A 25,508-nucleotide genomic window follows, 5' to 3' on the forward strand; every position below is an offset into this window, starting at 1 on the left:
CTTACCGCACTTTTAGCTATCACTTACTTTGCAAAACGTCAGCCAATTTTTCAATTTCTAGCACAACATCGCCGTTATCTAATAACAACGCAGGAATGCCAATCGCTCCGCGCGCTTTCACTGCTTCAAACTCTGCACGGCTATCACGCAAAGCAAGAAAACGTTTGAGGTTACCTAATGAAGATTGTATTTCCACCGCTTCATATTGCACACCTAATTCTTGCAAGCGTGCCACAAAAGGGGCGGTATCAGGGCAAGTTTCGGCGAAAAATAACACGGGTTTTGTCATATGCTACTCCTAACACAAAATCTTATATTGTTGGTTTTGTTGTTTGTAAAAATATATATTTTTCATTCATTTTTGCCGCCCATTCTACTAAATTAGGGAAGTGTTGCACTAAATTGAAACCTGTGCCATCTATGCGAAATTGCCACCAATCAATTAAACACACCGCACTTAATGTACCGATATTAATTTCGTCACCAAATGTTGCTAATTTCTGTTCTAATTGCTTAAATGTACGAATATTTCTTTCCATTAATTGCTGATGTCTGCTTGTCCACCATTCATTTTGTGGACGAAAACGGCGTTCGGCAACAATGGTTGGCGTGGTATTCTCTAAAATCCCTTCAACTAAAGAATGTAACTGCAAGACTTGCCAACGTTTAGCATTTATCGGAAATAATGTTGGTTGTGAACCTATGCTATCTAAATATTGGCTAATTAACAAACTACCAAATAGCCATTCACCATTTTCCATTTGTAATGCAGGAATTCTCCCTAGCGGATTATCTTGATTATGTGGAGAGTTAGAATCAAATGAATTAGTAATTCTCAATAATTCAACTTGTTCTTCAAGTTGATGATATTTCAATGTAGCAACCGCTTTACGAGCAAATGAACTCGTCGTGGAATACCAAAGTTTCATTTTCCCTCTCCTTAATTCTCTAAAATTATTTTTTACAACCAGGAAAACCTAACGCCTCACGGCTGGCATAATATGCCTCTGCCACGCCTTTAGTTAAAGCACGGATTCGTAAAATATAGCGTTGGCGTTCAGTGACGGAAATGGCTTTGCGTGCGTCCAACAAGTTAAAGCTGTGTGCCGCTTTTAAAATGCGTTCGTAAGCAGGCAATGGCAATGGTTTTTCCAGTGCTAATAGCTCTTGTGCTTCTTTTTCATATTGCTCAAAGGCGTTGAATAAGAAATCAATATCAGCGTATTCAAAGTTGTAAGTGGATTGCTCTACTTCGTTTTGATGAAACACATCGCCATAAGTTGTTTTGCCTAAAGCACCGTCTGACCACACCAAGTCATAGACACTATCCACACCTTGAATATACATCGCTAAACGCTCTAAACCGTAGGTAACTTCCCCCGTAACTGGGCGACATTCTAAACCACCGACTTGTTGGAAATAGGTAAATTGGGTGACTTCCATACCATTTAGCCATACTTCCCAGCCTAGGCCCCATGCACCAAGGGTTGGGTTTTCCCAGTTATCTTCCACAAAACGAATATCGTGTTGTGTTGGATCAAAACCAAGCATTTTTAATGAGCCAAGATAAAGCTCTTGAATGTTATCAGGGGAAGGTTTAATCACCACTTGGAATTGGTAATAATGCTGTAAACGGTTTGGATTTTCGCCATAACGCCCATCTGTCGGACGGCGTGAAGGTTGTACATAAGCAAATGCCATTGGCTCAGGCCCTATAGCACGTAATGCAGTCATTGGGTGAGAAGTCCCCGCGCCCACTTCCATATCAAAAGGTTGCACAATAGTACAACCTTGCTCTGCCCAATAAGCTTGTAGGGCAAGGATCATACCTTGAAAGGTTTTTACATCAAATTTTGTATTCATAGCTAGCTTTATTCAAATTAAGTAAACGAAATGGGGCTATTGTACTGGATTATGGGAAATTATCCTAGTTTAGAATAATCTTCTCTCAAGGAAATTCAGACAAAAAATAAGCCCTACAATATGTAGGGCTTAAAAACAACAAAAATCTCACCGCACTTTATAAATTAAACAAAACTAAAGTGCGGTACAATTTTCAAATGATTACCATTGATAGCCGACAGAACCACCCACAATGTAGTTATTGCGCGTATTTGCCGATGCACCAACTTTAATCACCCATTTCTCATTGTCAGATACACGAGAAACACCTAACGCCACTGCTGACTCGTTGCGGTAAGTTGTACCACCCACAGAAACCATTGATTTACCCGGTCTCGTTGGTTGAGGCAACATACCTAATGCCGCTGCACCTGCGATACCTGCACGGAGTTTTTTATCCATACGTTTCATATCGCCAGCAACTTTATTGACTTTATTATCAAGATGGTTCGCAACATTGCTAAGCTGTGCCACATTTACTGCATCTGTTGGCGCGGTACCTGGTGCCACGTTAGTAATTCGATTACCACCATTATTCAAGCCATTTTGCGTTAAGCTTACCGCATTATTGCCACTGCCAATGGTTACCCCCTCGTTATTCACAACGGTGTTACCCGCAGTGATACTATCAACTTTAAGGTTTTTATTTAATGCAACTTTCACACCTGAAGAGGTTACAGAAGTTTTAATATTTTCATCACCATTAACAGCGACTGTATCACCTAATTTACGGTTAAGTGTTTGACCATCATCAGCCGTAAAATTCAAGCCCTTGTTGATCGTTGCAGTGTTGTTTGCAATATTTGCAGCATTTTTTGCTACATTTTGGTTAGTTTCGTGTAATTGACTACCATTTACTGCATCAGTGCTATTCGCATTAATATTGCCGTCTAATACGCCTGTTACTTTTTTGTTACCTGCGTTAATTCCAGTATCTTTAATGCTCACACCACCAACATTAACCTTATCAAAGTTTACCTCTTTCTTAGTTGCAACAGTATAAACAGTTTGACCATCATCACCAGTTTTTGAAGTTACTTCAATATTATCACCAGCTTCAACTTCTGTTTTCGCCGCTTTCGCTTCTTGTTGAACAGCGTAGAGCTGACTACCGTTTATTGCATCTTGACTTGTTGCACTAATATCACCCTTGGCAACACCAGTTACTTTCTTGTTACCTGCATTGATACCATTAGTTGAGATATTCACATTTCCCACTTTCAAGCCATCTTTGGTGAGAGCAACGTTATCGCCAACTTTAACACCGTCTTTATTCAGTACAGTATCGCCAGCTTTCACACCCTGTTTATTCAATACCGTATCACCAGCTTTTACGCTATTCACATCAAGATCATCTGCAGTCGCAACTGTATAGGTTTTGCTACCGTCAGTATTTTTTGTTTCAGTGACTTTAATGTTTTTACCTTCAACCACTTTTGTTGTAGCGGCTTTTTGTGCTTTCTCTAGTTGGCTTACATTTACAGCATCTGTTGGTGCTTTACCATCATCAACATTAGTAATTTTGTTACCGCCGTTATCTAAGCCATCTTTCGTTAAGCTAACTGGCTTACCTGCTTTACCATTATTGATAGTTACACCATTGTTATCCATCAAGGTATCGCCTGTTGCAACACTGGTAAAATCTGTCAGGGCTTTTGCCATTTTGATAACAAGCTCACCATTTTCGCTATCTACACGAAGGTTTTTGTCTGTTACATCAGCATCTGCCTGAGCTTTACCTTTGATTGTCACTGTTTCATTCAGTTTCTTAATCAAGGTATCGCCTTTGTCCCCAGCAAATTTCAAGCCATCGTTTAAGGTCGCAACGTCTTCACCATTGATGTCTAAACGCGGTTTCTGTTCGCCATCTTTACCATCAACGCCCGGCTTACCTTGTTTCACGGTAATTGTGCCGCTTGCACCATCTTTACCATTCAAGCCGATTGAACCGTCTTTACCGTTGAGGCTTACGCCGTCTTTACCGTTTTCACCTTTCACCGTAATGGTTCCTGGCTCCTTGTCACCACCTACCGTTAAATCTTTATTTAACGCAAATTTGATTTCATTATCTGCCACAGTAGTCACAATATTTCCATTAGGGTCGGTGAATTTCACTGTTTCTCCTAATTTCACATTGTCTTCATTTCCATTATCTGCTGCGATATTGAAACCTGTGTTCACAAGGTTGCTGGTTGCATTTTTCAAATCACCAATATTCGCTGCGTTAGTATCTACGTCACCACCGCTTGCTACATTTGTGATTTGGTTGCCACCGTTATCTAAGCCAGCATCCGTTAAAGATACAGGTTTTTTCTGACCATCTTTTGGTGTAATCGTCACCCCATTATTATTGACAACAGTTGTATTACCATCTGGGGTTGTAAATGTTGCACTCGTCAAGTCAGTTAGCGCTTTTGCCATCTTGATGATTAACTCAGAACCGCTGTTTTCTACATACATATTAGTAGCAGAAACATCATCTCCCGCATTCCCCCCTTTGATGGTTAAGGTCTCATTCAGTTTTTTCTGAATTGCTGCAGTTGTGTCATTATTACCTTGGAATTTCAAGCCATCATTCAAGGTCGCTACTTCCTCGTTATTCACTTCTAAGCGAGGTTTAGTTGATTCTCCAGAAACATCTGGTGTACCATCTGTTTTTGTCGTTAAGGTTACGCCATTTGCACCATCTTTACCAGCAATACTGATACCTGGTTTACCGTCATTGCCTGTATCGCCTTTAATGGATACGCCATTCTTACCATCTTTTCCAACCACATTTATTGTGCCTGCCTTTTTCGGAGCATTAGGATTTGATGGGTTTTCAGGATCCCCAATGGTAATCTCATTGCCAAGACCAATTTTAAGCTGTTTACCCGGTTCATTTGCAGTAACTGTAATTCCTTTCTCACCTTTCAACTGGATAGAATGACCTAAGTCTTGTGAAACTTTTTCATTATTGTCATCTGTTAGAATAAAACCACCACCTTTAGTTGCATCAGTAATGTTACCTGCCACTGCATAAAGTTGCGAGCCGTTAATCGCATCAGTTGAATCTTTGCTAATGCGTCCTGCTGCAACATTCGTGATAGTACGTTCCTTACTAGCTGAGCCAATACTTAATGTTGCAATTGGTGAAGTTCCTGCAAAGCCATCATAGGTAATACCATTTATAACTGCCTCTGTTGTTCCAACCGCAGTTTCGCTGATTGCCCCCGCACCTAATGCAATATCATTCTCATTTTTCGCTTGGCTATCCAAGCCAATGGCAACCGCTTTATCTTTTAAGGCCTGAGCATTATTTCCTAAACTAATTGAGTCGCTTACTTCACGCGTATCAGAAGCACCCGATTTAAATATTAGCTCATTAGGATCATCATTTACAACAACGGCTGTACCTGCTTGACGACCAATCGCAATATTATTACTACCATTTAAATTAGCCCCTGCTGCATTACCTAAGGCAACATTATCATTACCAGTTAGTGTACTACCAGTTGAAGTGCCTAAAGCAAGGTTATTTGAACCGTTGATTCCCCCACCAGCAGAAACTCCCATTGCAACATTATAGTTAGAATTATCGCCAATCCCTGAGCCAGCGGAGTCTCCAATTCCTATATTTGATATTCCCGAAGCAGAATTTCCTGCATTCACACCAATCCAAACACTATTTGGAGCAGTACTATCGCTTCCCGCTGAGTATCCCATAGAAACCATATTATTAGCTTTAGCCTGTGCTACAGGGCCAATTGCAACTGCACCAATCTTTGTTGCTTTTGCCTGATAGCCAACAGCGACAGCAGCTTGATCATCAATATCGCTACCAGACTCAGCAAAAGCACTCTCCCCTACAGCAATATCCCCCTTACCGGTAGCTCGAGCTCTTACTCCTGCTGCAATAGCATCAACTCCTGTTGCACCATCATTATTATAATTTTCATCATTAGGATTATTAGCACCTACACTATAATAATGCGTTTTTGTGGCTTTAATTGCTTCATCAATAGTGTTTTTACCCGTTCCGCCAATATTGTTCATCGTAATATTGCCCGTATTAGGATCAATCGCGGCATTTCCTCCTAAAACTGTTTGCACACTGTTTGCAATATTGCCAACCGTATTCGCCACCATATAGAGTTGCGAACCATTAATCGCATCGGTTGAACTAGCAGTAACTTGCCCAGCTGCCACATTTTTGATTTGACGTTGCTTACCTTCTTCCGTTGTTCCCACAGAAACAACACGAGCGCTTCCAATTTTATCGCCAGCAAAGCCTGAGTAAGTAATACCATTCACTTTCGCACTTGAGGTTTTAACTGCTGCCGCTGCCGTATTACTTCCTTCACCTAATGCAACAGCGCCTGCTAAAGTTGCTTGTGCGTTATAACCCAGTGCAAGCGCCCCCGTTCTTTCAGCTTTAGCTTGAAAACCTAATGCCGCAGCATTATTTTCACTAGTTAACGCTCCCTGCCCAACTGCTGTGCTAGAAGCTCCTACTGCCTGGCTATATTGTCCCACTGCCATTGAGTTATTGCCCGTGGCTTTTGCTCCTGCGCCTACAGCTAATGCAACATTTCCTGTTGCTTGCGCCTCTTGTCCTAAAGCAGTAGATGATTTGGTAGCAAGTGTATTTGAACCAACGGCAACTGCCTGATCGCCACTTGCACTTGCTTTATTACCAATTGCAGTAACAAAATTACCATCAGTATGAGAGCTAGTACCAATTGCAATAGAATCATTGTCATTTACCGTAGCATTACTACCAATACCGATCGCTCTTGCACTTGTTCCAGCTTTATCTTTTTGCACTTTAACATTATTACCGAGAACAAAAGCCTCTTGTCCATTTATAGAGTTATTATTACCCAGAATACGACTTTTTCCTGCATTATTAGTGAGAATATTGCTATCACCAAACACCCCCACTTGTTTGCCTTGAACCGTATTTGAGTTACCAATAATTTCACTATCAGTCGCTGAAACTATATTACGCGCGCCCATTACCATATCGCCACTTGCATTATTTTGTAGCGTATTATTATTGCCAATTACACGGTTATTATCACTAGCTGCCGCAAGATTATTATCATTACCGAATACACCAGAACCGCTTGATGCAATCGTGCCGTTGTTATTACCGAGAGAATAGGTGCCAGCGCCTGTAATGGTTGTTGGATCCCCAATCGCCCCAGAGTTTTGCCCCGTAACTACGTTGCCGTTACCAATAGAAATGGCATTTGCGGCTAAAGCTTGTGCGTTAATCCCCAAAGCAATGGCATTTTCAGCAGTACCTTGCGCACTTGAACCAATGGCGATTGTGTCATTTGCGGTTGCTTTTGCTGCACGCCCAATTGCGGTTGATTGAATACCTGATGCATTTGACTGTACGCCACTTGCTACTGCATATTTACCCGAAGCAGAAGATGCATTCCCTAATGCGGTTGCTCCTTCACCGCTCGCATTGGCATTGGAACCAAAGGCGGAAGCCGAACCAGCGGTTGCTTTAGACTGACGCCCTACGGCAGTAGTTCCACCTGTTGTAATAGGTGAACCCGCAGTAATAGGCGCTCCCGCAGAAGCTAAAGCAGCTTCCCCAATTGCCACAGATGCCACACCTAATGCTTGTGCAGAAACCCCTAATGCAGTCGCGGCATTTGCCAATGCGTTTGCGTTAGCACCAACTGCGGTTGCTGCATTGCCGTTTGTCCCCGGGTTGGCTTTGGTGTCTGTACCAATGGCGATGTTATTATTCGATGTTAATTTTTCTGCTTCGGTATATTTACCCGCATTTTTACCAATGGCGATATTGGAGCTACCTTTGATATATTGTCCTGAATAATAGCCTAATGCGATATTTTGGCTTCCTTCAACATTTTGCCCTGCGTTGATAATGGCAGCAAAGTTATCAGCACCTTTAACATTATTCCCCGCGCTGACACCAATGGCATAGTTTGTGTTACCCTCAACATTCGCCCCTGCGTTTCGACCAATTGCTACGTTTTCTGTGCCTGATATCGCATTTTTACCGGCACCGTTACCAATGGCAATTCCGTTGTTATTCTTTTTGTTCTTCTCTGTGGCGCCACCTTGACCTGCATTGACTCCAATAGCAATCATATACTCTGCATCTGCTTTGGCACTTGAACCAATTGCAACAGAGCCTATCCCTGTAGCTTTCGATTTAAAACCACTTGCCACAGCGTTATAAGCGGCTTGTGCTGCCGCCCCAACAGCAACATTATCTGCACGGTTTTGCGAAGCTAGGCTATCAGGCAAACCTGCTGTACTGGCTTCTGCCCCTGCACCGATCGCAACAGCATTACGCCCTGTGGCATTAGCCCCTGCACCCACTGCCACTGCTGCTGAGGCTATTTCCCTCTGAACATTTGTATTAGTCATTGCTGCAGTATTATTAGTAGTTGTGCCATTTGCCACCGCACCAAGCCCCATTGCCATATCGGCACGTGAAAGGGCGTTAGCTTCTGAACCTAAAGCCACCGCGTCAGTAGCAGTTTGTGCAGTACGCGCTTTAGCCCCAAAGGCAATAGAACGATCGCCTAAGGCTTGTGTGTTGGTATTCGCATCGTAATTGGTTACGCGTGCGCCACCAACATCTGTACCGCCAATAACATCTGCACTACCGATAGCAATAGCACGATCGCCCGCAGCTTGAGAAGATTGCCCCATTGCAAGGCTTCCCTTACCTGAAGCCCAAGAAACCGTACCAATTGCCATTGCATAATCATTAGTTGCGGCAGATTGACGCATCATTGCTAAAGAGTTAAAGCCTGATGCACGAGAGGCTGTACCAATCGCAGTAGCCCCCACTTCTGAACCAATAGAATATGCCCCTAACGCAAAGCTTAATGGTCCGCTGGCTTTAGAATAATCGCCAATGGCAATGCCTGAAGATCCCGTTGCGTTTAAATTAAAACGTCTATCAAACATAGCATTTGCACCCGCACCGATAGCTATTCCTGTTGCTGAAATTAAATTCCCTGAATAACGTCCTGTAGGATCAATTAAATTTGGATCTGCATAACTTAAATTCCCTGGGTTATTATAATTGAGAGCATTATGTCCAAAGTCATCACTTGCAGTTGCAGTCAAACTTTTCTGCTGATTATTAATTATTGCCATTCCCGCATTTTGTTGTGCGGTTCCGCTATATTGTGCTGTTCCCCCAATTGCCACATAGGCATTTGCGGCAAGGGGTAAGCTCATTAATACACTTAATGAAATAAGATTTAAAAAGAAATTTTTGCTTGATTTTGTTGGCTGAATGGAAGAATCCACAAGGCTGTTTGATTTGCCTTGTCGAGAAGCTAATTCTGAGGTTACAACCCAATTTTGCTGAGCGTGGTTCCAAATAATACGGAATATTTTATTCATAAGTTATACCTAATTTTGGTTAGTGAAGAAACAACTATCGTTTAAAAAACGAACAAAGATAAAAATTTCAGGATGCAAATATAGCATAAAACCGCTATATTACTAACCAATTTAGCGTAATTAATTGTAAATTTAATGTAAAGTAACCCCACGTTAATGATTGAAAAGAAGTTCTTATAACTTATTGCACTTTTTAAGCAGCCATTTATAACAATCAACAATTAAATCTACAAAAAAGTTATTTTTCTTCAAAAAAGGATTGGGAGAAATAGAAAATTTATAACAAGATAAATTATTACCTAAGCAAAATGTTCAAGCTGCTTGACCGTAATAATGTAGCATTCATTAAAGATTTGCCCGATAACCACAATGCTAATGCAACATTGCTTCACATATTTAATGTAGGGGCAGACCGATGTGTCTGCCCGTTGGGTGTGAAATGAAATCCATATTATTTTGGGCGGATACATCGATCCGTCCCTATCTGTGGGATAGCACCTTATTGTTCATAAAATCAAATCGTATGATTCTCTTTTGTTTCAATAACCAGAATTGTTGCAGCAATGTAGGGGCAGACCTATGTGTCTGCCCGTTGGGTGTGGAATGAAATCCATCTATTTCGGGCGGATACATCGATCCGTCCCTACCTATGGGATAGCACCTTATTGTTCATAAAATCAAATCGTATGGTTCTCTTTTGTTTTAATAACCAGAATTGTTGCACCAATGTAGGAGCAGACCTATGTGTCTGCCCTTTGGGTGTGGAATGAAATCCATCTTATTTCGGGCGGATACATCGATCCGTCCTTACCTGTGGGATAGCACAATCAACGTCTATTTAGATCGTATAGTACAATTGAAAATCCCCTCTCATGGAGGGGGTATCTATAAAGAGAGAAGAATTAAGTGCGGTGGTTTTTTCACAAGTTTTTTCTGCACTGTCGCTATTTTTTCTTCGCATATTTAAGCGAGTCAATGGCGACGGCGAAGATGATGATGCTCCCTTTGATAATATATTGCCAGTAAGGGTTTACGCCGATGTAGGTTAAACCATAATTGATGACAGTAAAGATAAGCACGCCGGTAATAACGCCCATTACGGTACCCACCCCACCTGCAAAAGAAACACCTCCCACGACACAAGCTGCAATGGCATCAAGTTCATACATAAAACCAAGGTTATTGGTTGCACTGCCGATACGTCCTGCTTCCAGCATCCCCCCAAATGCGTAAAATATTCCTGCAATCATATAAATGGCAACAAGGTTACGGGTTACATTCACCCCTGACACACGAGCGGCTTCTGGATTTCCCCCAATGGCAAAAATATTTTTACCAAAACGCGTTTTATTCCATAGCACCCAAACAAAAGCGGCACAAATTGCTGCATAGATGGTGATATAGGATAATTTGAAACTTCCTATTCTGAAAAAACCTTGAGCAAAAGTTGAAAATTGTTCATTAAAGCCCGCGATGGGTGATGAACCAACGGCATCGTAATAAAGCGAGTTGATACCATAAACAATGATCATCGTTCCCATTGTGGCAATAAATGGGGTAACATTCAGGTAAGCAATGACTACGCCATTGACCAAGCCAATGATTGCGCCAACAAAGCAGACAACTAAAATCACCACAGGAATCGGGATTTCACCTAAATCAGGGAAAACACGGTTCATATTATCCATTGCTTGCAGAAGTGTGGCAGAGATTACCGCAGCCAAGCCCACTTGACGCCCAGCGGATAAGTCGGTTCCCTGTGTAACCAATAAGCCTGCAACACCGAGTGCAATAATTAAACGAACCGAAGATTGGGTCAGAATATTACTGAAATTTCGTAAGCTTAAGAAGCTTGGATCTTGCATAATAATAATGCCAAGCAAGACTAAGAGGACAAAATAAATGGCATTTTGTTTGAGGAAATCAAGCGATTTATTCGATTTTAAAGCTGACATAATTCATTTCCTTCTAAATTAGAGATATTTCGCTGCAAGTTGCAGAATTTCTTCTTGTGAGGTTTTGGCGGTTTCTACAATGCCCGCCACTTTTCCGTTACTCATTACTAAAATTCGGTCGGTTACGCCTAACAGTTCGGGCATTTCGGAAGAAATCATAATGATGCCTTTCTCTTTTTTGGCAAGTTCCATTATCAATTGGTAAATTTCAAATTTTGCACCAATATCAATGCCTCGAGTGGGTTCATCAAGCATTAAAATTTCTGGCTGGGTGAGCAACCAACGCCCAATCACCACTTTTTGTTGATTTCCGCCAGACAGCGAACCAATGGTGGTTTTGTGTGAAGGGGTTTTCACATTCATTGCATCAATCACCCATTGGGTGTCGCTTTTCATTTTGTTGCCACTTAATAAACCTAATCGACCTAAATAGGATTTCATATTTGAAATCAACGAGTTAAATTCAATATTTAGGTTGGCATAAATGCCCGTAGAGCGACGTTCTTCTGTAACTAAAGCAAAACCATTGTTAATCGCTTCAAGTGCGGTGCGATTTTTCATTGTTTTTCCGTACAATTTAATTTCACCCGCTTTACGTTCGCGTACCCCGAAAATGGTTTCCACAATATCGGTGCGTTTTGCCCCTACAAGCCCTGCAATCCCTAGAATTTCCCCTTTACGAAGCTGAAAACTCACATCTTGAATAGACGGTTGATTGAGTGCAGTGAGATGTTCCACGTCTAAAATGACTTCTTGTGGCGTGTTGGTTTTTGCAGGAAAGCGTTGAGTTAGCTCACGCCCTACCATCATTGCCACAATTTCGTCCATTGTACTGCCTTTGACTGGCACGGTGTTGATCCATTTGCCATCACGCAGAATAGTGATTTCATCGCAAATTTTGAAAATTTCGTCCATTTTGTGCGAAATGTAAATAATCCCACAGCCTCGTGCTTTGAGTTTTTCGATGATTTTAAATAAATGTTCCACTTCTTTTTCTGACAAGGAGGAAGTGGGTTCATCCATAATCACAATTTTTGCGTTGTAAGAAAAAGCCTTTGCAATTTCAATCATTTGCATTTGTGAAACAGAGAGATTTGCCACTTTTTCTTTTGGATCTACATCAATATCCAATTCATCAAAAATCGCTTTGGTATCGTGATACATTTTAACGTGATCGACAAAAATGCCTTTTAGCGGATAGCGTCCTAACCAAAGATTATCCATTACATTGCGTTGCCGAACTAAATTGAGTTCTTGATGAACCATTGAGATGCCATTTTCTAGCGCTTCTTTTGATGTTTTAAAATTAACAGGTTGATTTAAAAAGAGAATTTCCCCTTCATCTTTGGCATAAATGCCAAATAGGCATTTAAGTAAGGTGGATTTGCCCGCCCCATTTTCTCCCATTAAGGCGTGAACAGAATGTGAACGGACGGTGAGATTTGCCCGATCTAGGGCTTTAACACCGGGGAAGGTTTTACTTACATTGGTCATTGTCAGTAAAATCCCTTGGTGTTGTGGCATTGGTGTATGTTCTTTCATAGCCAACCTCATAGAAAAGGGGAGCCATTCTCCCCCTATATATAATGCATATTATTTTAGAAATTCATTTAGATTATCTGCATCGACACCCACATAAGGAATACGCACAACCTTACTTTCTAATTTCCATTGTGTGCCTTCTGTCGCGGGTTTTTCGTTAGCTAAGTTATTGGCTAATTGCACCACAGCTTTACCTTGGTTTACGCCATCATTTAACACGGTGCCTGCCATTTCCCCTTTTTTGATCAGTTGCAACACTTCAGGCAGGGCATCCACACCGAAGATCGGTAATTTTTTACCGTGTGCTTTGGTGGCTTCCAATGCACCCATTGCCATACCGTCATTATTAGAAATAATCACTTCAATATCATTCGCTTTAGAGCTGGATAACCACGCGTCCATTTTGTCTTTCGCTAATGCTGCGTCCCACATTCCTGTGTCAATAAAAAGCTGTTCGGTTTCAATGCCATTTTTATTTAATTCTTCAATCACATATTTGGTTCGTGCTTCGGCATCTGGGTGACCGGGTTCACCTTTTAACAGTACATATTGAATTTTACCGTCTTTATTTAAGTCAAAGGCTGGATTAGCTTTCCAGTGCTTGGTGATAAGTTGCCCTTGAATGACGCCTGATTCTTTTGGATCTGTCCCCACATAATAAGCCTGTTCATAACTTCCAATGGCTTTTGCGCCCGGATCTTTATTGAAGAACACCACCGGAATATCCTCCGCTTTTGCTTTGCCAATAATGGTTGGCGCAGCCGCGGGATCCACAAGGTTAATGGCAAGGGCTTTCACCCCTTTAGAGATCAACACATCTACTTGGTCATTTTGCACGGATTGGGCATTTTGTGAATCGTTCATTAATAATTCAACGTCTTTAAGTGTTTTTGCTTCTTTATCAATTTCTTGACGCATTAAAGACATAAAATTATCGTCATATTTGTAAATCGTTACACCAATTCGGTTTACCGCTTGTGCTGTTGTTGCAGCAAGACCTAAGCCCACAGCAAGTGCGGTGGTTTTTAATAGCATTTTTTTCATAGATAGCTCCTTAAATGGATTAAACAATCGCAAAGAGGTTGTGCATACTGCTAAATTTATTTCATACAGCACAAGGATTTGTTATGAAATAAATTCAATAACAGAACAGAGCATAACGAAAAATAATTGTTAAGACTGTGATCCCTCTCACATTAATGGAAACGATTACAAAAAAATGTTTAAAAATGTGACGGTGATCATAAATTAATCACAAGGTTCTGTGGAAAATCGTCTGACTAGGGTTGGATTAAATTGCGTATGAATCGGTGTATTAATGCGGTTATCCACCAAGCTTAACGCTAAGTTAGCCGAATAAGTTGCCATTAAATCAATCGGATAGCGAATAGTAGTAAGTTTAGGGATCAAATAGCGGGCAATGGGCATATCATCAAACCCGATAATGGAAAATTGTTTCGGCACGTTGATATTGTTTTCATTTAATACGGAAATTGCTCCTGCTGCCATTGTATCGTTATAGGCGACGACGGCGGTTAAATCAGAATTGTAGCTCAGTAGATGAATCATTGCCTGTTCACCACCCTCAAAGTCAGGCGAACTGTAGGCAATACGATGTTCAGCATAAGGTAAGACATACTTTTCCAAAGCATTGAGATAACCTTGTATTCGCTCTTGTGCATCACTAATTTGATGATTAGAACCAATATAGCCAATATTTTTATGCCCAAGGCGAATTAAACTTTCTGTGGCAATAAACGTGCCTTTGGTGTTATCAAGGCTCACACAACGGTTTTCATAGCCTTTCACCACACGATTAATCACCACCATTCCCGCAATGCGACTTAAATATTGGCTTAATTCTTCATCACTCAAGGCTTTGGCGTGCACCACTAAGCAACTACAACGCTTGCGTAGCAAGGTTTCAATAGCACGGCGTTCTTTTTCTGCATTATGATAACCAATGCCGATCAAAATACTTTTTTGATGCTGTTCCGCCACTTTATCCACCGCTTTAACTAAAATCGCAAAGAAAGGATCGGTAACATCGGTTACCACCACGCCAATGGTCTCCGTGTTTTGCAGGGCGAGCGCTTGTGCATTCGCATTAGGGTGATAACCCAGTTCCTGCACCGCTTTTTGTACCGCCAGACGGGCTTTCTCACTGGCGGAAGAATGATTATTCAGCACACGAGAAACCGTTGCGACGGAAACCCCCGCCTGTTTTGCCACATCACGAATTGTAATCATCTTCTCCCCTAAAAATGCAAAAAATTTATACCGCACTTATCATATAAAGAATTTTTTCTAATTGAAAACGCTTACTTTAAAAAATGAAAACTCTATCACAAAAAAATACGACTTATTTCTCAATTTGTGATCTAGTTAATAGTTTATTTTTGGCAATCTGCTATTTTATAGCAGTTTCTTTTTGTAACCGCTTTCATCTTTTTGATAAGGGAGAATAATTATGTCTGAACAATTTGTTGCGGCAGATCATCCACACCGCCGCTATAATCCATTGATTGACCGTTGGGTGCTGGTTTCTCCCCACCGCGCAAAACGTCCGTGGCAAGGTCAGCAAGAGAAAAATGAAGAAGTGCAAAAACCAAGCTATGATCCTAACTGTTATCTTTGTCCGCGCAATAAGCGTATTACGGGTGAGCAAAATCCTGATTATCACAAACCTTTTGTCTTTAAAAATGATTTTTCTGCCTTGTTAGAACAAACGCCTAAGCCCGCACCTAGTGATGATCCGTTGTTTCAAACCGCCGCGGCAGAAGGGGAAAGTCGTGTCATTTGTTTTTCACCTGATCACAGCAAAACCTTACCCTTACTGAGCGTAGAAGAAATTGCTGATGTAATTGATGTATGGCAAGCTCAACTCAATGAGCTAGGTCAGCGTTACCCTTGGGTGCAAATTTTTGAAAACAAAGGGGCAGCAATGGGCTGTTCAAATCCACACCCACACGGGCAAATTTGGGCGAACAGTTTTCTTCCCAATGAAGTGGCTCAGGAAGATCTGGCTCAACAGCGTTATTTTGAAAAATACGGTTCAGTGCTATTGGTGGATTATGTACAACGGGAATTGGCACTAAAAGAGCGTATTGTGGTGGAAACCAAACATTGGGTTGCCCTTGTGCCTTATTGGGCGGTATGGCCATTTGAAACCTTATTACTCCCTAAACAACATCGTAAAAACTTTGCACAACTCAGCCCTGAGCAACAGCAAGATTTGGCACTTGCCTTGAAATTGCTGACCACCAAATATGATAACCTGTTTGAAACCTCTTTCCCTTATTCAATGGGCTTTCATTTTGCGCCATTTAACGGCAAAGAAAATGAACATTGGCAACTACACGCCCATTTTTATCCCCCATTATTACGTTCTGCCACGGTGCGAAAATTTATGGTGGGCTATGAAATGCTGGGGGAAAGCCAACGTGATCTCACCGCAGAACAAGCCGCAGAAAGATTACGGGCTTTAAGCGATATTCATTACAAATTACGCTAAATCAAAAGAAGGAGACAATCAATGACCCCACAACAACGTGCAGAACACTTATTTTCTGAAAAATTTCACCGCACTTTTGATCTCCGTGTTTATGCTCCCGGGCGCGTTAATATTATTGGTGAGCATACAGATTACAATGACGGTTTTGTGATGCCTTGCGCCATTAATTATGGCACGGCAGTATGTGGTGCAAAGCGTGATGATAGTTTATTTCGGGTTTATGCCGCTGATCTTGATGCGTTTGATGAATTTGATCTCGCCAAGCCCATTGAAACAAATCCTGCACATAAGTGGACGGGCTATGTGCGTGGGGTGGTGAAATTTATTCAAGCGCAATGTCCTCATTTCCAGAAAGGGGCTGATTTGGTGATTAGTGGTAATGTGCCACTTTCCGCTGGGCTAAGCTCTTCCGCTTCATTGGAAGTGGCTATCGGCAAATTTTGCCAACAGCTTGCCCAGCTTCCGCTTAGCGATACTCAATTGGCGTTGATCGGTCAGCAAGCAGAAAACCAATTCGTTGGAGCGAATTGTGGCAATATGGATCAACTGATTTCCGCCCTTGGGCAAAAAGATCATTTACTGATGATAGATTGTCGCAGTCTTGAAACTCGACCCACACCTGTACCAAATGATGTAGCTGTGATGATTGTTAATTCTCACGTTAAACACGATTTAGTCGCCGGTGAATACAATACTCGTCGCACACAATGTGAAAAAGCCGCCGCGTTTTTTGGCGTGAAAGCCTTGCGAGATGTGTCAGTGGAACAGTTCAATAAAATGGAAGAAAAACTTATCGCACTTGATCCTATCGTCGCTAAGCAAGCCAAGCACGTTATTACTGAAAATGCCCGTGTGCTTGCTGCTGTTGAGGCTTTAAAACAAGGCGATCTCAGTAAACTAGGGCAATTAATGGCACAATCCCACGATTCAATGCGTGATGATTTTGAAATCACCGTGCCACAAATTGATTACTTAGTCGAACTCGCTCAACTTGCCGTTGGCAACACAGGCGGGGCGAGAATGACAGGAGGCGGTTTTGGTGGCTGTATTGTGGTGGTTGCGCCACAAGAAAAAGTTGAAGCGGTACGCCAGCTTATTAGCGAAAATTATGAAAAACAAACAGGGCTAAAAGAAGATTTCTATGTTTGCACCGCCTCACAAGGGGTTTCAGTATGTTAAGACAATCGCACACCGGGCTTGCGCCAGATTGCAAGCCCTTTAAGCTATTTACGCTAACCAATCAACAAGGAATGTGCATTCAATTAATGGATTGGGGGGCGACGTGGCTTTCTTGTAAAATCCCCGTGAATAATCAATTACAAGAAGTACTGCTAGGTTGCCATATACAGGATTATCTCACACAGCAAGCTTATTTAGGGGTAACGGTGGGGCGTTATGCTAATCGCATCGCCAATAGTCGCTTTCGCTTAAATGGTAAAACGATTTATCTTAATGCTAATCAAGGCAAACATCAACTTCACGGCGGTAAAGGGTTTGACAAAGGTCGCTGGCAAGTAGAAAAGTGCGGTGATAATTTTGTTCAATTTTCCCTTTTTTCTGCCGATGGCGATCAGGGCTTTGTCGGTAATTTACAGGTGAAGGTGAGTTATCGTTTAACTGAAAAAAATCAAGTACGTATTGAATTTGAGGGCATTTGTGATCAAGATACACCACTTAATTTAACCAACCACGCGTATTTTAATTTAGATGATGCCAGCGCTGGCACAGATGTACGCCAACATTGGTTGCAACTTAATAGTGAGCAATTCTTACCGGTTGATCAACAAGGTATTCCGAATGCCCCTCTCAAAGCGGTGCAAGGTACAAGTTTTGATTTTCGCCAAGCAAAAATGATAGCTCAAGATTTTTTACAGCAAGAACAACGACTTACTAAAGGCTACGATCACGCTTTTTTACTCAATGGCACACAGCCTTGTGCCATATTGCATTCCAGTAATCGCCAAATTTCCCTTAGCGTTTCCACCTCGCAGCCAGCGTTACAAATCTACACAGGGAATTATCTGGCTGGCACGCCAAATCGTTTAGGGGGAACTTACCAAGATTATCAAGGTATCGCCCTTGAGCCAGAATGTTTGCCTGATACCCCTAATCATCCAGAGTGGCAAAAATACGGTGGAATAAGCAAGAAAAATCAGCCTTATCGGCAGTGGATTGAGTATCAATTTAAGATTAAAAACTAAGTAGAGGGAGATTAACCGTTCCTGAAATACTATATTCGTAAACCTTAGATCCAGTTGGGCCAAACGATTAAAGGGACTAATAGATAAATACCCTCAACCCGCTTTGTTTAGTATGGGAATGCCTGAGAATTGGCATCAAGATAGCTTTTGGGAACGTGCCTTAGAATAAAAAACGTGATAACACTACCGCTCTTTTCTAAGTGCGGTAGTTTTTTCCAAAATATCTCTACAACACCACCATATCATCACGATGTACCGCGACAGCGCCGTATTCATAGCCCAAAATTTGTGGAATCTCTTGTGATTTTTTGCCTTTAATTAAATTTAACGCATCGCTGTTGTAGCGAGGAATTCCAAGGGCGATAATGTTGCCGTTAGGCTGTTGGATTTTTACCACTTCGCCACGAGAAAAACGCCCTTCGATTTGTGCAATGCCTGCTGGAAGTAAGGATTTATGCTGAATTAGCACCGCACTTGTTGCACCTTCATCAATGATAATCGTGCCTGCTGATGGCGCGGCAAAAAGCCATTGTTTACGGCTTTCAATGCGATCTGTTTGCACGGTAAATTTGGTGCCGATATTTTCGCCGTAAGCCAGATCCACAATTACATTTGGGCGATTACCCGGTGCGATAATGGTTTCCACGCCTGAACGGGTGGCAACATCTGCGGCGATCACTTTTGTGGACATTCCTCCTGTACCAAGATTTGTGCCACTTCCGCCTGCGATTTGGCGAATCGCATCGGTGATTTTTTCCACCACTGAAAGCAATTTCGCTTGCGGATTGTTTCTTGGATCGCTATCAAATAAGCCTTGCTGATCGGTGAGCAAATAAAGTTGTTCAGCTTGTGCCAAAATCGCCACAAGCGCCGATAAATTATCGTTATCACCAACTTTAATCTCGGCGGTGGCTACTGCATCATTTTCATTAATCACGGGAATAATGCCGTTATCTAATAAGGCGTTAAGGGTGTCTCGTGCATTGAGAAAACGCTCGCGATCTTCAATATCGGCACGACTGAGCAAAATTTGCCCAATATGAATATCGTAAATAGAAAAAAGCTGTTCCCACGTTTGAATAAGTTGGCTTTGCCCCACGGCGGCTAATAATTGTTTTGAGGCAATGGTAGGCGGAAGTTGCGGATGGTTGAGATAGTCTCGTCCTGCCGCCATTGCTCCAGAGGTAACAATGATAATGCGAAAGCCTGCTTGGTGTAGTTGGGTGATTTGTCGTACAATTTCCATCATATGTGGGCGATGAAGTTTGGTCGTGCCTTGTGTTAAGGTACTTGTACCAAACTTCACGACAATGGTTTTCTTTTGTTCCATAAGGGAGTTTCCTATTACTGTTGAATGCGCAAAACCCTATCATTAAATGCGAAAAATTTCATTAAATTTTCACCGCACTTTGTATGATTTAAAACAATTTTTATTACTCAAAACAGGGTATAATAGCATCATTTTTTAATCAACCCAGCGCAATTGAAATGTCAGAACAAAATCATATTGAACGCCAACGTGAAGTAACACGATTATGTATAAAAGTGGCATTAATGCTACTTCAACACGGTGCAGAAAGTGCGGTTGTGGTACAAATGTCGCATAGATTAGGGCGAGCTTTAGGAATGGATAGTGTTGAATGTGCCTTAACGCCGAATGCGGTGATTATTACCACGCTATATCATAATCATTGCATTACCACTGCACGCAAGAATGTGGATCAAGGCATTAATATGCATATTGTTACGGAAGTGCAACGCGTAGTGATTACGGCGGAGCATCGTATTTATGATTTGCACCAAGTGAAAAAACGCCTTGAGCAAATTAAACCGTTTAAATATAACCGCTCTCTTGTGGTGCTAATGATTGGGTTATCTTGTGCTTGTTTTGCCCATTTATCTGGGGGCGATAGTAGGATTGCGGTGATAACATTTGTTGCTGCTGCAATTGCAATGTTTATTCGTCAATCCCTTGCTCATCGCCATTATAATCCGATCATTGTCTTTTCAATTACCGCCTTTATCGCCTCAATTATTTCAGGAATGGCGTTGAAATATCAATTAGGCAATGATCCGCAAATTGCCCTTGCTTCGAGCGTGCTTTTACTTGTGCCGGGTTTTCCATTGATTAATTCCCTCGCAGATATTCTCAAAGGCCACGTTGGAATGGGCTTAGGGCGTTGGACCATTGCCACCATTCTCACCTTTGGCGCTTGCTTAGGTATTGTCTTTGCCCTTGCACTGTTAAATATTCCCTATTGGGGAGAATTAAAATGACCTTGTTGCTGAATTTATTAGATGATATGTTTTTCGCCGCTATTCCTGCGGTGGGCTTTGCCTTAGTCTTTAATGTTCCCCCTAAGGCATTGAAATATTGTGCAATTTTAGGCGCATTAGGACACGGCTTGCGTACCTTATTGGTGCATTTTGATGTACCGTTAGTATTTGCGACCTTTGCTGGAGCCAGTTTAATTGGTTTTATTGGCGTGCATTTATCGCATCGCTATCTTGCCCATCCTAAAGTATTTACAGTTGCGGCAATTATCCCGATGATTCCCGGCGTTTATGCCTATAAAGCGATGATCGCGATTGTGCAAATTCACCATTATGGTTTTTCTGATGTATTATTTGCACAAATGATTGATTATTTTATTAAAACGGGATTTATTCTAGGGGCATTAGTTTTTGGTTTGGCATTGCCGGGCTTATTGTTCTATCGACAAAAACCTGTAATATAATAGCCAAAGCAAGAGAATCAAAAGGAAAGCAAATGACCCTCAGTTTAATTGTGGCAATGACGAAAAATAATGTGATTGGTAAAAATAACCAAATGCCGTGGCACTTGCCTGCCGATTTAACGTGGTTCCGCCAAAACACGCAAGGCAAACCCGTGATAATGGGGCGGAAAACCTTTGAAAGTATCGGTCGTCCATTACCAAAACGCACCAATATTGTGCTTTCTCGCTCTCCCTTTGAGTACGATGGTGTTATTTGGAAAAGTGATTTTACAAGTGCACTGGATTTTGTGAACGAGTTTCCTGAGATAATGCTGATTGGTGGTGGCGAATTATTTAAACAATACCTTCCCCACGCAGATAAACTCTATCTTACTGAGATTCAAGCAGAAATTGATGGGGATACATTTTTCCCACAAATTAATTGGGCTGAATGGCAAATTGAATTTGAACAATATCGTCCCGCCGATGAAAATAATCCCTATGATTGCCGATTTTTGATTTTACAACGGATTAACCATTCGCGTTCCTAATGAAAAAGGAAGGCTTGCTTGCCTTCCTTCGTTTGTTTAATTAATTTTATACGAGTGCATTTTTCCCTATTTTCCGCCTTTTTTCTGACATTTTGGGCAGAAAAAACTATTACGTTGTCCGATGACTAAACTTTCAATTTTTGTACCGCACTTTGGACAAGGCTTGTCTTTATTGCCATAAACTCGCAATGCTTGAGCAAAATACCCCGGGCGACCATCAGGTTGTAAAAAATCTTTTAAGGTTGTGCCACCTTGTTGAATTGCGCTGGCAAGCACTTGTTTAATGGTTTGAACCAACAATTCACATTGCTCTTTAGTCAAATTTTTAGCTAATTTTAGCGGATGTAATCCACATAAAAATAAGGTTTCATTCGCATAAATGTTACCTACACCAACGACTACGGCATTGTCCATTAAGAAAGTTTTAAGTGCGGTCTGTTTTTTGCGAGATTTTTTAAACAGATATTCCCCGGTAAATTCTTCCGACAGGGGTTCGGGGCCAAGTTTCGCAAAAAGGTGGAAATCCGCCAAATTATCCGTATATAGCCACGCACCAAAACGGCGAGGATCGTTATAACGCAAAACTTTGCCATTATTCATCACAATATCTAAATGATCGTGTTTATCAATGGGACTATCTTGTGGCACAACACGCAAAGAGCCTGACATTCCTAAATGCCCAATGATTGCCCCTTTTTCAGTATGAATGATTAAATATTTTGCACGACGAGAAAGGTGGCTCACTTTTACTTGCCTAAACTCACTCAATTGCGGACTCACTTCCCAGCGTAATCTAGGGTTACGCACGACAATTTTTTCAATGGTAAACCCTGTCAAATAAGGTGAAATGCCATTTTTGGTCGTTTCAACTTCGGGTAATTCAGGCATTTTTCCTCCTTACGAATGCTATATTGTTTCTAATGGAAATCGCTATAATTCACTAGGTAGATAAATAGAGGCAATCAATAAAAATCCAAGAAACGCAGATAGAAAAAAACCCGAACAAGTCGGGTTTTTCTAATTCATCAAAATCAAATTATTTGATTTTCGCTTCTTTATAAATAACGTGTTTACGCACAACAGGATCAAATTTTTTGATCTCCATTTTTTCTGGCATATTACGTTTATTTTTGGTTGTTGTGTAGAAATGACCGGTTTCAGCTGTTGAAACTAAACGGATTTTTTCACGAGCACCTTTAGCTGCCATTTTTTAGCTCCTTAGATTTTCTCGCCACGAGCACGGATTTCAGCTAACACTGCATCAATGCCTTTTTTATCAATAATACGCATACCTTTCGCTGTTAAGCGTAAAGTTACGAAACGTTTTTCAGACTCAACCCAGAAACGGTGAGTGTGTAAGTTAGGAAGAAAACGACGACGTGTCGCATTCATTGCGTGTGAGCGGTTGTTACCAACTGCTGGACGCTTGCCTGTTACTTGACAGACTCTAGACATATTAATCTCCAATAAATCAAATATAAGCTCGAGCTTAGGGTTCGGATTACTGCAAACTAGGTTTGCAAGCCACCTCGTCAGGTCGCTGTAACCGACCCGCATACTATATTAAAGGTGGCAAATTATACTCACTTTATTTGCTATACTCAAGCCTAAATCACTTAATTAACGCAATAAATGACAAAAAAATCAGCAATTCTGTTACATTGCGCTGGCAAGACTTCTGCTATAACCAACCTTTTTCACTAAAAGAAACATAGCAACCTTTACCGATCACAAAATGATCCAATACCCGAATCTCCACTAATTCTGCCACTTTTTGGATCTTTTCAGTAATGCACCGATCAGAATGGCTCGGCTCTGCAATTCCAGAGGGATGATTATGGGCTAAAATAATCGCTGCAGCATTGCAAAATAATGCTGTTTTCACAATTTCTCTAGGATACACAACGGCACTATTAATTGTCCCTAAAAACATTTCTTCTTTTTTAATTAAACGATGTTGATTATCTAGAAAAAGCACCAAAAAAACCTCCCGCTCTTTATGCTCTAGCTCCGTTTGCAAATACATTCGCACCAGTTCAGGACGGGTAAATGCCTGTGCCATTTCCAATTCTTGTAACAAATAACGCTTTGTCATCTCTGTACTGGCTTGAAGCTGGATAAATTGCGTGATACCTAACCCTTTGACGTTGCAAAAAGCGTGTTGATCCGCACTGATTAATTGCCTTAACGATCCAAAATGTTCAAGAACCAAGCGGGATAATTCCATCACTGAACAATTCTTGATCCCTGTACGTAGAAAAATTGCCAATAATTCACTGTCATCAAGGGCTTCTGCACCAAATGTTAATAATTTTTCTCGTGGCATTAAGGCGGTCATTTTAATGATGTACTCTTTTCTCTTAAATCAATTTATACTTACTTTTAGCATAGACAACCGTATTGTGATAGATTTATCCATCACTTTTGCGATCCTGATCGAAAAATAGGATTTTGTATTAAGGAAAATTACAGTAAAATTAACCGCACTTTTAATTTAAGGATCGCTAATTAATGCAAGATCTTCAAGGAAAACGTATCGTTATCGGCATTACGGGGGGTATTGCCGCATATAAAAGTATTGAACTTATCCGCTTGTTACGCAAAAGCCAAGCAGAAGTACGCGTGGTACTTACCGCAGCAGCGGCTGAATTTGTTACCCCACTCACATTACAAGCAATTTCAGGCAATGCGGTGGCTCAATCACTATTAGATCCTCAAGCTGAGTTAGCAATGGGGCATATTGAACTGGCAAAATGGGCAGACCTTATTGTTATCGCACCCGCTAGTGCAGATTTTATGGCGCGCTTAAATGCAGGAATGGCAAATGATTTACTCACCACCATTTGCCTTGCAACTGCAGCGCCAATTTTGCTTGCGCCGGCAATGAACCAGCAAATGTTCCGCCAATCCATCACACAACAAAATTTGGCCAATTTAAAAGCCCGTGGCATTGCCACTGTCGGGCCAAATAGCGGAGAGCAAGCTTGTGGTGATGTGGGCTTCGGGCGAATGTCAGAACCGGCCGAAATTTACACCGCACTTTGTGAAATGCTTCTCCCTAAACAAGATCTCAGCCACTTAACGGTTGCCATTACCGCAGGCCCAACGCGTGAAGCCATTGACCCCGTACGTTATATTAGCAATCACAGCTCAGGAAAAATGGGCTTTGCTATTGCCGAAGCCTTTGCCAAACGAGGTGCAAAAGTAAAATTAATTGCAGGGCCGGTCAATTTGTCTACGCCTGCGCAAGTAGAACGAATTGATGTCATTTCTGCTCAAGAAATGGCGGATGTTACCCTTTCACTTGCACCACAAGTGGATATTTTCATTGGCTGTGCAGCCGTAGCAGATTACCGCGTAGCCCAGATCGCCGATCAAAAAATGAAGAAAACGGCTGGAAATGAGATGCTCACCTTAGAATTGGTGAAAAACCCTGATATTATTGCCACTGTGGCTGCACTCACTGAGAACCGTCCTTTTGTGGTAGGATTTGCCGCAGAAACGCAAAATGTTGCTCAATATGCACAGGATAAATTAGTGCGTAAAAATTTGGATCTGATCTGCGCAAATGATGTTTCTGATGGAAAAGGCTTTAATGGTGATGATAACCAACTTCAGCTTTTCTGGCGTGACGGCAACCAACAATTACCACACAGCAGTAAAAAAGAGTTGGCACGGCAACTCACTCAATATATTGTGGAACGATTTTACGCTCAGTTTGAACGAAAGGAATAAAC

Annotated in this window: 20 protein-coding genes; 7 read left to right on the plus strand and 13 right to left on the minus strand. The window is 41.5% G+C overall.

Going from position 1 to position 25,508, the window contains the following annotated elements:
* Positions 1–19: 19 nt before the first annotated feature.
* From L4F91_RS09295 to L4F91_RS09330, 8 genes are all read right to left on the minus strand, one after another.
* Entirely contained in the window at positions 20–289 is a 270-nt protein-coding gene (locus L4F91_RS09295) for a hypothetical protein (protein WP_395896131.1), read from the minus strand.
* 22 nt (positions 290–311) lie between these two features.
* Positions 312–929 (minus strand): glutathione S-transferase family protein, encoded by a 618-nt coding sequence (locus L4F91_RS09300; RefSeq protein ID WP_395896132.1) that lies wholly within the window; start codon positions 927–929, stop codon positions 312–314.
* A gap of 25 nt (positions 930–954) precedes the next feature.
* Positions 955–1,863: a glycine--tRNA ligase subunit alpha gene (glyQ, locus tag L4F91_RS09305; protein ID WP_395896134.1), complete on the minus strand. Its 909-nt coding sequence runs from the start codon at positions 1,861–1,863 to the stop codon at positions 955–957.
* A 201-nt stretch (positions 1,864–2,064) separates the two neighbouring features.
* On the minus strand, positions 2,065–9,291 hold the full coding sequence (locus L4F91_RS09310; RefSeq protein ID WP_395896135.1) for a YadA-like family protein: 7,227 nt from the start codon (positions 9,289–9,291) through the stop codon (positions 2,065–2,067).
* 944 nt (positions 9,292–10,235) lie between these two features.
* The gene (mglC, locus tag L4F91_RS09315) at positions 10,236–11,246 is read right to left on the minus strand and encodes a galactose/methyl galactoside ABC transporter permease MglC (RefSeq protein ID WP_250351581.1); all 1,011 of its coding nucleotides are present in this window, start codon (positions 11,244–11,246) and stop codon (positions 10,236–10,238) included.
* A gap of 18 nt (positions 11,247–11,264) precedes the next feature.
* Complete coding sequence (gene mglA, locus L4F91_RS09320; protein ID WP_395897877.1) at positions 11,265–12,770, minus strand: galactose/methyl galactoside ABC transporter ATP-binding protein MglA; 1,506 nt, start codon at positions 12,768–12,770, stop codon at positions 11,265–11,267.
* 69 nt (positions 12,771–12,839) lie between these two features.
* A complete protein-coding gene (mglB, locus tag L4F91_RS09325; protein ID WP_250363594.1) occupies positions 12,840–13,832 on the minus strand; it encodes a galactose/glucose ABC transporter substrate-binding protein MglB in 993 nt (330 codons plus the stop codon).
* A gap of 204 nt (positions 13,833–14,036) precedes the next feature.
* Entirely contained in the window at positions 14,037–15,038 is a 1,002-nt protein-coding gene (locus tag L4F91_RS09330; RefSeq protein WP_395896138.1) for a substrate-binding domain-containing protein, read from the minus strand.
* Between the two features lie 220 nt (positions 15,039–15,258).
* On the opposite strand from L4F91_RS09330, the gene galT reads away from it, so the two are divergent.
* From galT to galM, 3 genes are read left to right on the plus strand one after another with little or no spacing between them, the layout of a single operon-like run.
* The gene (gene galT, locus L4F91_RS09335) at positions 15,259–16,302 is read left to right on the plus strand and encodes a galactose-1-phosphate uridylyltransferase (RefSeq protein WP_395896140.1); all 1,044 of its coding nucleotides are present in this window, start codon (positions 15,259–15,261) and stop codon (positions 16,300–16,302) included.
* A 21-nt stretch (positions 16,303–16,323) separates the two neighbouring features.
* Positions 16,324–17,481, plus strand: a complete 1,158-nt coding sequence (galK, locus tag L4F91_RS09340; protein WP_395896142.1) for a galactokinase — start codon at positions 16,324–16,326, stop codon at positions 17,479–17,481.
* Entirely contained in the window at positions 17,475–18,503 is a 1,029-nt protein-coding gene (galM, locus tag L4F91_RS09345; protein ID WP_395896145.1) for a galactose-1-epimerase, read from the plus strand. Before galK ends, galM begins: the two co-directional genes overlap by 7 nt.
* A 226-nt stretch (positions 18,504–18,729) precedes the next feature.
* Here galM and proB read toward each other — a convergent pair whose 3' ends face one another.
* Positions 18,730–19,833, minus strand: a complete 1,104-nt coding sequence (gene proB / locus L4F91_RS09350; protein WP_395896146.1) for a glutamate 5-kinase — start codon at positions 19,831–19,833, stop codon at positions 18,730–18,732.
* Between the two features lie 158 nt (positions 19,834–19,991).
* Here proB and L4F91_RS09355 point away from each other — a divergent pair, with 158 nt between their 5' ends.
* From L4F91_RS09355 to folA, 3 genes are read left to right on the plus strand one after another with little or no spacing between them, the layout of a single operon-like run.
* Positions 19,992–20,780 (plus strand): threonine/serine exporter ThrE family protein, encoded by a 789-nt coding sequence (locus tag L4F91_RS09355; protein ID WP_250363600.1) that lies wholly within the window; start codon positions 19,992–19,994, stop codon positions 20,778–20,780.
* Complete coding sequence (locus tag L4F91_RS09360; protein ID WP_250351572.1) at positions 20,777–21,241, plus strand: threonine/serine exporter family protein; 465 nt, start codon at positions 20,777–20,779, stop codon at positions 21,239–21,241. The genes L4F91_RS09355 and L4F91_RS09360 overlap by 4 nt, the downstream gene beginning before the upstream one ends.
* A 32-nt stretch (positions 21,242–21,273) precedes the next feature.
* A complete protein-coding gene (gene folA, locus L4F91_RS09365) occupies positions 21,274–21,771 on the plus strand; it encodes a type 3 dihydrofolate reductase (protein WP_395896150.1) in 498 nt (165 codons plus the stop codon).
* 66 nt (positions 21,772–21,837) lie between these two features.
* Here folA and mutM read toward each other — a convergent pair whose 3' ends face one another.
* From mutM to radC, 4 genes are all read right to left on the minus strand, one after another.
* Positions 21,838–22,659, minus strand: a complete 822-nt coding sequence (gene mutM, locus L4F91_RS09370; RefSeq protein WP_395896152.1) for a bifunctional DNA-formamidopyrimidine glycosylase/DNA-(apurinic or apyrimidinic site) lyase — start codon at positions 22,657–22,659, stop codon at positions 21,838–21,840.
* 148 nt (positions 22,660–22,807) lie between these two features.
* The gene (rpmG, locus tag L4F91_RS09375; protein ID WP_005542835.1) at positions 22,808–22,978 is read right to left on the minus strand and encodes a 50S ribosomal protein L33; all 171 of its coding nucleotides are present in this window, start codon (positions 22,976–22,978) and stop codon (positions 22,808–22,810) included.
* Between the two features lie 11 nt (positions 22,979–22,989).
* Complete coding sequence (gene rpmB, locus L4F91_RS09380; protein ID WP_011608297.1) at positions 22,990–23,226, minus strand: 50S ribosomal protein L28; 237 nt, start codon at positions 23,224–23,226, stop codon at positions 22,990–22,992.
* 226 nt (positions 23,227–23,452) lie between these two features.
* Positions 23,453–24,109 carry a DNA repair protein RadC gene (gene radC, locus L4F91_RS09385; RefSeq protein ID WP_395896157.1) on the minus strand — a complete coding sequence of 219 codons (657 nt, stop codon included), beginning with the start codon at positions 24,107–24,109 and terminating at the stop codon, positions 23,453–23,455.
* 173 nt (positions 24,110–24,282) lie between these two features.
* Here radC and coaBC point away from each other — a divergent pair, with 173 nt between their 5' ends.
* A complete protein-coding gene (gene coaBC / locus L4F91_RS09390) occupies positions 24,283–25,506 on the plus strand; it encodes a bifunctional phosphopantothenoylcysteine decarboxylase/phosphopantothenate--cysteine ligase CoaBC (protein WP_395896159.1) in 1,224 nt (407 codons plus the stop codon).
* Positions 25,507–25,508: the final 2 nt, after the last annotated feature.

Origin of the sequence: Avibacterium sp. 20-126, assembly GCF_044358625.1 — a bacterium.
In the GTDB taxonomy this organism is placed as follows: domain Bacteria; phylum Pseudomonadota; class Gammaproteobacteria; order Enterobacterales; family Pasteurellaceae; genus Avibacterium.